14 protein-coding genes are annotated in these 12,811 nt (G+C 63.2%); 10 read left to right on the forward strand and 4 right to left on the reverse strand.

The window, feature by feature from the left end:
- The first annotated feature begins 7 nt into the window (after positions 1-7).
- From J0I64_RS09835 to coaBC, 10 genes are all read left to right on the forward strand, one after another.
- Positions 8-952 (forward strand): ABC transporter permease, encoded by a 945-nt coding sequence (locus tag J0I64_RS09835; protein ID WP_291407627.1) that lies wholly within the window; start codon positions 8-10, stop codon positions 950-952.
- Complete coding sequence (locus tag J0I64_RS09840; RefSeq protein WP_291407629.1) at positions 949-1,806, forward strand: ABC transporter permease; 858 nt, start codon at positions 949-951, stop codon at positions 1,804-1,806. The genes J0I64_RS09835 and J0I64_RS09840 overlap by 4 nt, the downstream gene beginning before the upstream one ends.
- Entirely contained in the window at positions 1,803-3,464 is a 1,662-nt protein-coding gene (locus J0I64_RS09845) for an ABC transporter ATP-binding protein (protein WP_291407631.1), read from the forward strand. The genes J0I64_RS09840 and J0I64_RS09845 overlap by 4 nt, the downstream gene beginning before the upstream one ends.
- Positions 3,461-4,501, forward strand: a complete 1,041-nt coding sequence (locus tag J0I64_RS09850) for a putative FMN-dependent luciferase-like monooxygenase (RefSeq protein ID WP_291407633.1) — start codon at positions 3,461-3,463, stop codon at positions 4,499-4,501. Before J0I64_RS09845 ends, J0I64_RS09850 begins: the two co-directional genes overlap by 4 nt.
- Before the next feature lie 19 nt (positions 4,502-4,520).
- The gene (locus J0I64_RS09855) at positions 4,521-5,150 is read left to right on the forward strand and encodes a CMD domain protein (RefSeq protein WP_291407635.1); all 630 of its coding nucleotides are present in this window, start codon (positions 4,521-4,523) and stop codon (positions 5,148-5,150) included.
- 8 nt (positions 5,151-5,158) lie between these two features.
- Positions 5,159-5,743 (forward strand): alkylhydroperoxidase domain protein, encoded by a 585-nt coding sequence (locus tag J0I64_RS09860; RefSeq protein ID WP_291407637.1) that lies wholly within the window; start codon positions 5,159-5,161, stop codon positions 5,741-5,743.
- Positions 5,744-5,876: 133 nt separating this feature from the next.
- Entirely contained in the window at positions 5,877-6,551 is a 675-nt protein-coding gene (locus tag J0I64_RS09865) for a glutathione S-transferase family protein (RefSeq protein WP_291407639.1), read from the forward strand.
- A gap of 41 nt (positions 6,552-6,592) precedes the next feature.
- Positions 6,593-7,615 (forward strand): P1 family peptidase, encoded by a 1,023-nt coding sequence (locus tag J0I64_RS09870; RefSeq protein WP_291407641.1) that lies wholly within the window; start codon positions 6,593-6,595, stop codon positions 7,613-7,615.
- A 2-nt stretch (positions 7,616-7,617) separates the two neighbouring features.
- On the forward strand, positions 7,618-8,400 hold the full coding sequence (locus J0I64_RS09875) for a type III pantothenate kinase (protein WP_291407643.1): 783 nt from the start codon (positions 7,618-7,620) through the stop codon (positions 8,398-8,400).
- Positions 8,393-9,622 (forward strand): bifunctional phosphopantothenoylcysteine decarboxylase/phosphopantothenate--cysteine ligase CoaBC, encoded by a 1,230-nt coding sequence (gene coaBC, locus J0I64_RS09880; RefSeq protein ID WP_291407645.1) that lies wholly within the window; start codon positions 8,393-8,395, stop codon positions 9,620-9,622. The genes J0I64_RS09875 and coaBC overlap by 8 nt, the downstream gene beginning before the upstream one ends.
- A 4-nt stretch (positions 9,623-9,626) precedes the next feature.
- Here the strand turns inward: coaBC and J0I64_RS09885 are convergent, their stop codons facing one another.
- The 4 genes from J0I64_RS09885 to J0I64_RS09900 form a co-directional block, all read right to left on the reverse strand.
- Complete coding sequence (locus tag J0I64_RS09885) at positions 9,627-10,580, reverse strand: amidohydrolase family protein (protein ID WP_291407647.1); 954 nt, start codon at positions 10,578-10,580, stop codon at positions 9,627-9,629.
- Complete coding sequence (locus J0I64_RS09890) at positions 10,577-11,677, reverse strand: LLM class flavin-dependent oxidoreductase (protein ID WP_291407649.1); 1,101 nt, start codon at positions 11,675-11,677, stop codon at positions 10,577-10,579. Before J0I64_RS09890 ends, J0I64_RS09885 begins: the two co-directional genes overlap by 4 nt.
- A gap of 17 nt (positions 11,678-11,694) precedes the next feature.
- Positions 11,695-11,832, reverse strand: coding sequence for a hypothetical protein (locus J0I64_RS09895; protein ID WP_291407651.1), 138 nt, complete (start codon positions 11,830-11,832; stop codon positions 11,695-11,697).
- A 162-nt stretch (positions 11,833-11,994) separates the two neighbouring features.
- Positions 11,995-12,811 (reverse strand): hypothetical protein (locus tag J0I64_RS09900; protein WP_291407653.1); only part of this gene is annotated, 817 nt, incomplete at its 5' end.

The raw sequence follows: 12,811 nt of genomic DNA on the forward strand, positions 1-12,811 counted from the left end.
TAGAGGCATGTCCAATTATCTGCTGAGCCGTATCGGTCAGGCTGCCATCGTTCTGCTGCTCGCCTTTGCAGCGTCGTTCCTGCTGCTTCAGGCGCTGCCGGGCGATGCGATATTGATCAAGTATCAGAACCCCGAAATGGGTCTGACGCCCGAACAGATCGCCGAAATTCGCGTGCTCTATGGCGCCGATGCCCCGATCTGGGTTCAGTTCGGCAATACCGTGTGGAATTTTGTTCAGGGTAGCTTCGGTTATTCTGTGCAGGCCGGCGTGCCGGTTCGCGACCTCATCGCCGTCAATCTGCCTGCAACACTGCGCCTTTCCAGCCTGGGCCTGGTAGCGGCGATTGCGCTCGCACTGCTTGTCGCCTTCGCGGCAACGTTGGCGCCCCTGCGCTGGCTGCGCAGCCTTATCGCCTCCGCCCCCTCGCTTCTTGCTGCCCTGCCGGTCTTCTGGATCGGGATTGTCCTCATCCAGATATTCTCGTTCCGGCTGCGGCTCGTGCCGGTGATCAATCCGAACGAGTTTCAGCAGTTGGTCCTGCCGGTCGCGACCCTGGCTATCCCCATCGCCGCACCGCTGGCGCAGGTTTTTATCCGCAGTCTCGATGAGATCGAGGCCCAACCCTTTATTGCCGTGGTTCGTGCCAAGGGCGCGTCCCGGGCCTGGATCCTCTTCCGCCATATGCTGCGCAACGCCATCCTGCCGGTCCTGACCATTGCCGGCGTGCTTTTCGGCGATCTGCTGGCGGGGGCCGTCGTGACCGAAACGGTCTTTGGGCTCAACGGCCTCGGCCGCGTCACCGAGCAGGCCGTGTCCAATCAGGATACCGCCGTTCTTCAGGCCATCGTCGTTCTCGCAGCCCTGGGCTTTGTCTTCGTCAATCTGCTGGTCGACCTCGCGGCACCGCTGATCGACCCCCGTCTCAACCGCAAGATTGGAGCTGCGGCATGACTACGCTTGACCTGTCGAAACCGACGACGGCGCTCAAATCGCGCGTTCAGCTCGTCAAATGGCCGCGGCTCGAGCCCACCCTGGTGCTCTCCTGGCTGGTGATCGCCTTGGCCATCGCCTTTGCCTTGGCGCCGCAACTGTTCACGCCCCATTCGGGCACCATCGGCCTTGCCGGGAACCAGCTGAAGCCACCCAGCGCCGAGCACTGGCTGGGAACGGACGAGATTGGCCGGGATGTGTTTGCACGCATCATCTACGGCGCCATAAACTCCCTGAGTGGCGCGCTTATAGCGGTGACGGTCGGTTTTACCGGCGGCACGGCTCTGGGCCTTATCGCCGGTTCGAGCCGGCGCGTGGTTGACGATACGATCATGCGGCTCGTCGATACGCTGCTGTCGGTGCCCGGTCTTTTGCTGCAACTCTCCATCATCATCATTCTCGGCTTCGGCACGACCAATGTCGCAATCGCGGTGGGTGCCACCTCGGTCGCAAGCTTTGCCCGTCTCTCCCGCGCCGAGGTGATCCGCGTTCGGCGCGCCGACTATGTCGAAGCCGCCTTTGGCAGTGGTGGCCGTTTTCTCAATGTGCTCTGGCGCCATGTCCTGCCCAATAGCCTTGGGACGGTGCTGGCCTATGCAGCGCTGCAATTCGGGGTCGCCATCCTCGCAATCGCTACCCTTGGTTTCCTGGGTTACGGCGCGCCGCCGCCGATTCCGGAATGGGGGCTGCTGATCGCCGAGGGGCGCAAATACATGACGACCTCCTGGTGGCTGACCGTGTTTCCGGGTCTCGCCGTCATCCTCGTGGTGCTTGCGGCCAATCGGATCAGCCTTGCTCTGAGGGCCCGGTCATGACTGTTACAACCTTGGCCCGCGACAGTGCCGAAGTGCTGGCGGACCGCATCCTTGATATCGAGGATCTCTCCATTGCCTATCGCGAGAGCGGCCAGGCGCGGCGTGTTGTCCACGGCGTCAGCTTTTCGGTCGCCGCAGGCGAAGTTGTCGCGCTCGTCGGCGAGTCCGGGTCGGGCAAGACCACCACAGCACAGGCCGTCATCGGTCTCCTGGCCGAGAATGGTGAGGTCGAAGCGGGCAGCATTCGCATCGGCGGCGTCGAGGTCAGCAGTTGGAATGACAGGCGGTTCAATGCCATTCGCGGCAAGGTTGTCAGCCTTATTCCGCAGGATCCGGGCGCCTCGCTCAATCCGGTGATGACGGTTGGCAAACAGGTTGGCGAGGTCTTTCGTCTCGCTGGCCAGCGCGGCGAAGCGCATATCCGCGAACTGGTCATTTCGCTGTTCGAGCGGGTTGGCCTGTCCGATCCGGCGCTGCGCTATGACCAGTATCCGCACGAGCTTTCCGGCGGCATGAAGCAGCGCGTGCTGATTGCCAGCGCCATCGCCCTGCGCCCGCGGCTGATCATTGCCGACGAACCGACAAGTGCGCTCGATGTCACCGTGCAGCGGCGCATCCTCGATCTCATCGATGATCTGCGCCGCGAAACCGGAACTGCCGTTCTGCTGGTTACGCACGACCTTGGCGTTGTCGCTGACCGGGCCGATCGTGTCATCGTGCTTCGACATGGCCGGATTCAGGAGACCGGCAAGACCACGGACGTTCTCGAAAAACCCACCTCCGACTACACCCGTCAACTGCTCGCGGATGCCCCGGCTCTCGCCGAAAGCGCCTATCGCGAGGCGCCGTCAGCCACAGACCCGGTTCTTAGTGTCGAGAACCTGATCAAGGATTTCGCGCTCGGCCGCGGCCAGTCCTTCCGGGCCGTCGATGACGTGAGCTTTTCTGTTTCGGCCGGCACGACCCACGCCATCGTGGGCGAATCCGGCTCGGGTAAGACAACGACGATCCGTACGCTTGTGGGCTTCGAGACGCCGACCGGCGGCGAGGTTCGTGTCCTCGGGCAGGCAATAGACAAGCTGCGTCCTGACGCTTTGCGGCAGCTTCGAAAAACCATTCAGCTGGTGCATCAAAATCCCTTCTCCTCGCTCGATCCGCTGATGAGCGTCGAAAAGATCATTGAGGAACCGCTGCTGAATTTTGAGCGGCTATCCGGGGCAGAGCGACACGTGCGCGTGCGCGAGACGCTTGATCGTGTCGGGTTGCACGCCGACCTTCTGCAGCGTCGCCCGCGCGCCCTTTCCGGCGGGCAGCGCCAGCGCGTTGCCATCGCCCGGGCTTTGGTGCTCGAGCCGCGCATCCTTGTCCTCGACGAGGCGGTGTCTGCGCTCGACGTTACCGTGCAGGCGCAGATCCTGCGGCTGCTCGTCGATCTGCAGGAGCGGCTTGGCCTCGCCTATGTCTTTGTTACCCACGACCTCGCTGTCGTGCGGCAGATCGCCCACCGAGTGACAGTGATGCAGGCCGGCAAGGCCGTTGAAACGGGCGCTGTCCGGGATGTGTTCGACAATCCCGTCTCGCCCTACACCAGGGATCTCATCGCCGCCATTCCCGGCGGCAAGCGCTCCCCGTTTACAAGACCAAGGAGACGCCGATGACCACGCAAGCACCAAAGCGGCTGGGCTTTTTTACCCGCCTGCTGGACGATGCCTCGCCGTCCGAGCGCTTTCATTTCGCGCTCGAACAGATCGTGCGCGCTGAGGCCTCGGGCTTCGACACCGCGTGGGTGGCTCAGCACCATTTCCATCGGGACGAAGGCGGGCTTCCCTCGCCCTTCGTCTTCCTTGGTCATGCGGCGGCGCGCACCAGCACCATAAGGTTGGGCACCGCCATCGTTACCCTGCCGCTCGACCAGCCGGTACGGGTGGCCGAAGACGCTGTGGTCACCGATCTGCTGAGCCATGGGCGCCTCGAGCTGGGCGTGGGTAGCGGCGGCACGCCCGCCTCTTTCGCCGCCTTCGGCCTTGAGGCGGCGGAGCGCAGCAGCATCTACAACGGCAATCTCGCTGCGCTGCGCACCGCGCTTTCCGGCGGTGAACTCGGCGGCGGCAATCGGCTCTATCCCGACGGCAAGACGCTGTTGGGCCGGATCTGGCAAGCGACTTTTTCCGTTGATGGGGGGCGTCGCGCCGGGCTCGCCGGCGATGGTCTCATGCTCTCGGGCACTCAACCGCGCTCGCCCGAGGCACCTCGCGCATCGCTGGCCGATCTGCAACTTCCCATCATCGATGCCTATCTCGATGCCCTGCCTGCCGGCGTCGAGCCGCGCATTCTGGCCTCGCGATCGCTGTTCGTCAGCGACGATCGGAGCGAGGCGCTGCGTTGGGCCGAAAAGGGCCTGCGCCGGGCCGCGGCCGGCTTTGCAAAGGGCGGGCATCTCTTCGATGGCGACCGTCTTGAGGACATCATCCGCGCGCTCGACACCCATGTCGGCGATCCCGGCGACGTGATCGAAACGCTGGCCGAAGATGCCGTCCTGGACCGGGTGACCGACATCTCGTTCCAGGTGCACTCGGTAGATCCACCCCACCCGCTGATCCTGCGCTCGATCGAGCTTGCGGGCACCCAGGTCGCCCGCGCCCTCGGCTGGCGCACCGGTACGTCAGCCAATCCCAAACTGGCCGTCGCTGGCTGATTTTTACAGGAGCACACTCATGAGCAATACTGACCTTATTGACGATCTGCTGGGTATCGTCCCCGGCTCGCACCTGGATCTGGTGCGCCGGCATCGTTCGGTGGCGCGCGACAACATCCAGCGGGCATATGACGCACTGTTCGAGCCTGTGGACGCCAGCCAGCTTTCGGTGCTCGAACGTGCTGCCATCGCCAGCTTTGTGGCCAGTCTGCATCGTCAGCCTCACCTGTCGGCACACTATGCAGAAAAGCTGGCAGAGATCGAAGGTGGGAAGCTGCTGTCCGCGGTGGTGGAAGACGCCGTGGATCAGGGCGCAACGCACGGTCCCTATGGGAACTATCCCGCCGGACCACTTTCGAACGAAAACCAGGCCGGTCTGCATTTCGTTGTCAGCGCCGCCGGTCGCCAGACGCTCGGAAGCCGGCTTTCGGCCGCGTTTGACCACGCCCATCTGCTGGTTTTCCGGCCGCGCGATGCCAGCGCCGATGCCATCGCCGCCCTGAGCGCCGCCGGCTTTAGCACCGCTGCCATCGTTACCCTGTCGCAGCTGGTTTCCTACACCGCCTTCCAGGTTCGCCTCATTGATGGTCTTGCCGCCCTTGCCGCAGCAACCGTCGGTGCAGAGCCTGCCGCTGCCCTTAACGCCTGAGGATCGACATGACCGAACCTGCAAAGACCCCGAATGTTTTTACCCAGGCCGAAATCGGCTGGACCCCTTGGGCCCAGCCGCTGGCTGAGGCAGAGTTGACCGAACGCCACTATACCGGTCTCGTCGACGCCTCCCGGGCAAAATCGCCCTATTTCCTGTTGCTCGCGCATGATCCTGAGGTGCTCGAAGCGCGCACCAAGGCGGACAAGGACATTTTCTACAATCCCGAGGGCGGTCTTCCGCGGGCCGAGCGCGAATTGGCGGCCACGGCGACGTCGCGGCACAATGGCTGCATCTTTTGCGCCTCGGTCCATGCGCGCTTTGCATCCACCCATTCCAAGCGTCGCGACGATGTCCAGCGTCTTCTTGACGAAGGCACCGGCGCGGACCTCGGGCCGCGGTGGAACGCGGTGACTGCAGCGGCCGTCGCACTCACCGACACGCCGAACAATTTCACCACGGCAAACATCGAACGGCTGCGGTCGGAAGGTCTCGATGACTTCGCCATCGCCGACGCTATTTCCGCCTCGGCATTCTTCAACTGGGCCAACCGGCTGATGTTGTCACTGGGTGAGCCGACGCCGGCGCAGTAGAGCCGGTTGCCGCATTTTCGAGAGGGCCGCTCGTTCGGCCCTCTTTCTTGTATCTTGTCCTCAGTGTGAAAATCAGGGCAAGGCTTGTCAAACCGCTGGCGAACAACGTTCGCCGCAACACTAGAAGCAGACTATGTCCAAGCTTACGCTGATCAGTTTCCCCACGTGCCCCTATGTGCAGCGGGCCGTTATTGCCCTCAAGGAAAAGGGCGTGGATTTCGACGTCGTCTATATCGACCTCGCCAACAAACCCGATTGGTTCCTGGCAATCTCCCCCCTTGGCAAGGTGCCGGTGCTCAAGGTCGAACGCGAAGGGCACGAGCCCGCGATCGTTTTCGAAAGCGCCGTCATTCTCGAATATCTTGAAGAAACCACCACCGGCGCGCGTTTGCATCCGGCCGATGCGCTTGAACGGGCGCAGCATCGCTCCTGGATCGAGTTCGGCTCCCAAGTGCTTGGTGATCTCTGGCGGCTCAGCGCGGCCAAGGATGACGGCGAGCTCGATGTTGCCCGAAGCGCTCTCGCGGCCAAACTACAACGACTGGAAGCTGTTGTGGCGGGCCCCTTCTTTGCCGGTACCGGCTTCAGCCTCGTCGATGCAGTCTTTGCGCCGGCCTTCCGGCAGCTCGACGCAATCGAGACTGTGGTATCGACGGGACTGACCGATGATCTGCCAAGGATTGCGGCCTGGCGCGAGGTGCTGGCGGAACGCCAGACCGTTCGGGAGGCGGCGCCCGCCGATTTCACGGATCGCTATTTGACGCGCCTGCGGAACAGCGAAGCGCGTATACTCAAGGCCGCTGCCTGAGTTAAGTCCGGTGCGATTTGCGCCGGTCGGAGACTAGACTATTGATTCCAGGTCCACGGAACCTCATCACCGACATTGCCGGCCTCAAGGTCGGCAATGCGCAGGATAGCCATATCAAGACAGGGGTTACGGTACTGACGGCTGACAAGCCGTTTCTTGTATCGGTCGACGTGATGGGCGGCTCACCCGGCACACGGGAAACCGACCTGCTGGCGCCGGACAAGCTGGTGGAAGACATCGATGCCTTGGTGCTCTCGGGGGGCTCGGCCTTTGGGCTCGACGCCGCAACCGGCGTCGTCGATGCCCTGCGCCGCCAAGGACGCGGTTTTCGTGTTGGCCAAGCCACCATCCCCATCGTGCCCGCAGCAATTGTTTTCGATCTTCTCAATGGCGGCGATAAGGTCTGGGACAAGAATCCCTATCCCGCGCTCGGCGCGGCGGCACTAGCCGCAGCGGGCGAGGATTTTGCCTTGGGCACAGCAGGCGGTGGCACCGGCGCGTTGACGGCCAATCTCAAGGGCGGTCTGGGTTCTGCCTCGCTGGTATTGCCAAGCGGGCACATGGTCGGGGCCTTGGTCATCGCCAATCCCACGGGCAGCGTCACCATGGGCGATGCTCCCAATTTCTGGGCCGCTCCATTTGAGGCGGACAATGAGTTCGGTGGCCTTGGCGTGCGCTTGGGGGCAATGAGTTTCGAGCAAACGACCCGAACCAAGCGCGATCCCTCCGGGCCCATGGCCAATACGACCATTGCCATCGTGGCGACGGATGCGATCCTGACCAAGGCACAGGCCAAGCGCTTGGCTGTCGCGGCGCAAGACGGTATTGCACGTGGCGCCTGCCCGGCGCATAGCCCGGTCGACGGCGACCTGATTTTCGCCGTTTCGACGCGCGACAAGGTACTGGACGATCCCTTGGGCGATATGCTGCATCTGGGCCACGGAGCCGCGGTCTGCCTTAGCCGAGCAATGGCACGGGCCATTTATCTGGCCGCGCCCGCGCCCGGAGATACGGTGCCGACCTGGCGACAGCGCTGGGGCACCGAAGGTGAAAGAACAGGATAGAGATGACCAAACACTGGCTGCTGCTCGACATCGGCAATACTCATACCGTTGCCGGGCTTTTCAGCGATGGCGGCGAAGTGGTGGGCGAGTTGCGCTTCCGCACCGATCCTCTGGCGACGGCCGATGAATACCGCGTGCATCTCACCCAGCTTTTTTCCGAACATCTGGAAAAGAGCATCTGGGAGGTTGCGGATCGAGCTATCCTCTCGACTGTCGTGCCGGTGCTCGAAAAAACCGTGCGCGGGGCCTGCGCCTTGGGTAAGCGGCCGATCGAGGTTGTTTCGGTGTCATCGCGGCTCAAGCGCGACTTCGAGCTGGACCTACCCTTTCCCGATCAACTGGGCGCTGATCGCCTCGCCAACGTCGCGGGCGCGCTGACCTTGGCTGAGCCTCCCTTCCTGCTCGTCGATGCGGGAACGGCAACCACGTTCTGCCTTATCGATGCGCGACCGGCCTATATCGGTGGTGCTATCGTGCCGGGTCTCGATACCAGCTGGCGGGCGCTGCAAAGCCGAGCGGCAAAACTGTTCTCGGTCGAGCTGGTTCGCCCCGAAAGCGCGGTGGGCAACACGACGGAAACGCAAATTCAGAGCGGGGTCCTGCAGGGCTATGAGGCCCTGATCGAGGGGCTGGCTGATCGGCTGCTGCGCGATTCAGGACTGGAGGGCGCAAAACTCATTGCGACGGGCGGTTGCACGCGCCTGATTACGCTCTCGCCGCGGTTCGAGATCCAGCCGGACCTGACGCTTCTGGGGCTCTTTCGCTACGGGCAGCTCAATGGCTAGCAATATCCTGATCGGCATTTCCGGCAGCATCGCCGCCTACAAGATGGCCGACGTTGTTTCCCAGCTGAAGAAGCAGGGGCACCAGGTGCAGTGCATTCTGACCGAAAGCGCCACCCAATTCGTCACGCCGCTGGTGCTCGAAACCCTCAGCGGCAATCCGGTGCGCTCCGCCATTTTCGGCGCCGATATCTCGGGCACCGAACACATCGACCTCGCGCGCTGGGCCGATATTTTCGTCATCGCGCCCGCTAGCGCCAATACGATTGCCAAGCTTTCGCTTGGCCTCGCCGATGACCTGTTGACCACTGTCGCGCTGGCAACCGAAGCGCCGCTTCTCATCGCGCCGGCAATGAATACGGTGATGTGGAACAAGCCGGTGACGCAGGGGCATCTGCGCGCCCTAGCTGATGGCGGCGCCCGTTTTGTCGACCCTGCGGCCGGCGTGCTGGCATGTGGCGAAGTGGGTGTAGGCAAGCTCGCAAGCGTCGAAAGCATCGTCTTGGCGATCAATGCCTATTTGAGCGAAGCGCAGACCCAGGATCTCAGTGGCCTTCACGTCCTCATCACTTCGGGGCCGACGACGACGCCGATCGATGCGGTCCGCTATATCACCAATCATTCGACCGGCCGCATGGGTGCGGCCATGGCTGAGGCCGCGTTGGCGCGTGGTGCTCGGGTCAGCATGGTGCTGGGCGTCGACAAGGGCGTCGTGCGCCCGATCGCGCCGAACGGAGCCGGCGATAGGCTTCGGATCGTCGAGGTGCGCACCGCAGAGGAAATGGCGGCAGCCGCACTAGAAATCCTGCCGCTGGTTCAGGGCGTGGTCGCGACAGCGGCCGTTATGGACTATCGCGTGGCCGAGCCTTCCGCAAAAAAGCTGAAGCGCGCCGATGCCGCCATTGCGCTCGACATGGTGCCTTCCGTCGATGTCCTCGGCGCACTGCGCGATGCTGCCACTGGCCAATGGTTTCTTGGCTTTGCCGCCGAGACCGATGATGTGGTTGAGAACGGGCAGGGCAAGCTCGATCGCAAGCGGCTCGATTTCCTGTTCGCCAACCCGGTGGCGCGCATTGGCGAGAAGAGCGAGACTGGTTTCCAGGTCGACACCAATGGCGGCACGTTGCTGATCCGTGGCGAAGAACCGCGTCCCTTTGCCACCATGGGCAAAGGGCAATTGGCCCAACGCATCTGGGATGTCATCGCCGAGCGCCGGCAGAAGTAGCCGGCTATTCGGCTGCCTTTGCCGTGGCCTCGCGCAGTGAGAGCAGGCGTCTCGCATTGCCCCCGGCAACGAGACGCTGGGCGGCGTCGTCGAGACCGGCTTCCGCAAGGCTCGCCTGCAGGCTTTTGGCCTCCAGCGCGGGAAGAATCGGCCAATCGGTGCCGGCCAGAACCCGCTCGGCCCCGAAGAAGCCGACAAGGGTGCGGATGATCGCCGGATCGGCGCCCATTGTGTCGAAGTAGATATTGGGACGCGGTTGGCGTTGGCGTTCGGCGCGCCCATAAATCCCACCACGTGCGGCCTGGACGATGGCCCCGAGACCAAGCGTTGCAAAGATCAGGTGCAGGTCGGGCAACTCGTCGAGAATGTCCGACTTTATGATGGAGAGGAAGGCCACCCCGTTCATCAGCCCTCGGCCCAGGGAGTTGCCCAAGGCGCCGGCACCCTCGATCAGCACATCGGAATTGGGGTGGGCAACCGGGTGGACGAAGATGGGCACACGGTGGCGGGCCGCCACCTCGAGAACCGGCCGGACCGATGGATCGGCGAGAAATTTTCCGTTTCGCGAGGAGTCGATCACGAGCCCCGAAAGGCCGAGTTCGACAATGGCGCGTTCAGCTTCGGCAGCGCCTTCCTCGCCTGCGAATGCGTCCGTCACGGCACAGGCCGCCAGGGACGGCTCGCTGGCGACGAGGCCTGCGAGCCAGTCATTGGTCTCGCGAATACCGCCGAAATCGACCGTTCCTTCGGCGCCGAAGAGGCTCTCGATGGTCGTGGTGACCACGGCAAGCGAGACGCCCGCGGTCTTGAACTCATCGACCAGCGCCGATGGCGTGGTAATCTTGCGGTAGATCTCCGGAGAGAACGCGCCAGAAGGCTTGGCGTGTTTTCCGCCTGGCCCCCAGGCCGGCGGCCAGAGGTGCGTATGAATATCGACGATATCGAGGGGAGTGCTCATTCTGCAGCAACCTTGCGGGCTTCGCGTTCGGCAATGCCGGCCTTGACCAGCGGGACGACGTCTCGGCCATAGGTGACGGTGTCGGCGGTGGGGTAGAACCCGCGCACGAGGAAGTTGGAAATGCCGGCGTCATAGTAGTCGAGAATGGCTTCGGCCACCTGTTCGGGCGTGCCGACGAGAGCGGTTGAATTGCCGCCGGCACCGCTTGCTTCGGCAACCTCGGTCCAGAGCCGCTTGTCGAGCACCTTGCCGCGTTTTGCGGCTTCTCGCAGCCTGACCGAGCCCACATTGCTCGGCAGTTTTTCGCCATTCCCGCCAGCCTGCCGGGCGACGCCTGCCTTCACCTTTTCAAGGATGTCAGCAGCGCTGGACCAAGCCTGGTCTTCGGTCTCGGCAACGATGGTGCGGAAGGCAAGCGTGAAGCGGATATCTGCCGGATCCCGGCCATTGGCGATGGCTGCAGCGCGCACTTTGGCGATGGTCTCGCGGGTGCCCTCGAGCGGCTCGCCCCAGAGCGCGTAGATATCGGCGTGCTTGCCGGCGACAGCGATCGCTGCGTCGGACGCGCCACCGAAAGAGATCGGAATGCGTGGTTTCTGATAGGGCTTTACCTGGCTGAAAGCGCCCTTTAATTTGTAAAAACGCCCCTCGTGGTCGAAGGGCGCATCGCTTTCCCAGACCTTCTTGAGCACTTCGATATATTCGTCGGTGCGGGCATAGCGCGTGTCGTGATCTTCAAAATCACCGTCCCGCGCCTGATCCGTGTCAGAGCCGCCGGTGATGATGTGGACCCACAGTCGCCCTTCGGAAAACTGGTCGAGCGTTGCCAGTTGCCGCGCGCCAAATGTCGGGGCCATCAGGCCGGGGCGATGGGCGAGGAGGGCGCCGATCCGTTCGGTCTGGCTGAAGACATAGGCGGCGATCTGGTTGTTGTCAGGCCATTGCGCGAACTGGCCGATCAGCAGCCGATCAATCCCGGCGGCTTCGGCGGCCCGCACGTGGTTGCGAATATAGCCCTTGTCGATGACCGGGCCAGTCGTGGGGACAATGTCGGACCCCTCGCGGTTCGAGGTGTGGCCGATGAATTCCGATGCCATGAAATGTCTCCTTGGGCTCAGCCGCTGATGAGGCCAAGGGCAAAGAGGAACGCTAGGCTCGTCGCAATCAGTATTGCCCACTCGGCGGCGCGTCGTCGCGCGGCCATGCGGTAGCTGTTCTCACTGCGCGGATTGCCTGTTTCGATGGCTGTCATGGGCTGGTTCCTATTCAGTCCACAAAGCCTAGTTAAATTATCGACATTGTCGATTGCGTTTTTCGGCTCCCCTCTGGAGGAGCTTTTCTGCCACAGCGATACCTGGAGAAAATCTTTCGCGGCGCCATGGCGCCCCGCGCGTTGTCGCGCGGGGCCGGGGCGTCAGTCGAGGGAAACGATAAGAGGGGTGCTCGCATTGCCAGCGAGGTTTCGGCCGGTGATGCGCGCGAAACGGGCCCCGGTGGCCCGCGAGACGATGGTGGCATTGGCCAAGATCGGGCGATCAGTCACAGGCGCATAGGGGCCGTTGCGCTCGCTGGAGATTTCGACCGTATAAGCGGTGAACGCACCACTATTGTTCCAGCGCAGCATGACCTCCTGGGCGCCGGTCGGGGCCAGGGTGTGCAGCGGCTCAAGGGCAACCGGGGTACCCGGCGCATCGGCGGATACAGGTTCTGCAACGATCAGCAAGACGGACGGCAACAGCACGTCGAGATCGAGCTTCAGTGTGCCGGTGGCCGTTCCTGATAGAGCCAGTTCCGGTTCGGCAACGGCGCGCATGGCGGACAGATGGGCGTCCGTCAGTTCGTTATTGCGCGTGGAGTTCACCTCTGGCGCGCGTGCATTGTCCCACACGCCGAAGGCGTCGTCTTGCTCGATGGCGTAGACGGCATAGTTGTAGGCGCCCTCGCCGAGGACCAGATCGAACGTCGCCTTGCTCGAGCCCGAGCGGCGTACACGGTCGTCGCTATTGTAGACGAGTGTAGCAATGCGGCCGTCGGCGTGCCGGGTGGCAATCACGCCCAGACCATTCTCATCGGGTGCCAGAGCCGGGGTGGCGCTCAGGGCAAGGCGCTCGCCGCCCAGCAAGGCGAGGAATTCGGCGACGACCAGGGACGGCTTTTGCACGTAGGAGAAACCTTCCTGCCGCTTGCCCAGACCTTCGAGTTCGCCGACAGCGGTCTTGAATTCCGTCTGC

It is taken from the genome of Devosia sp., from assembly GCF_017307565.1.
In the GTDB taxonomy this organism is placed as follows: Bacteria; Pseudomonadota; Alphaproteobacteria; order Rhizobiales; family Devosiaceae; genus Devosia.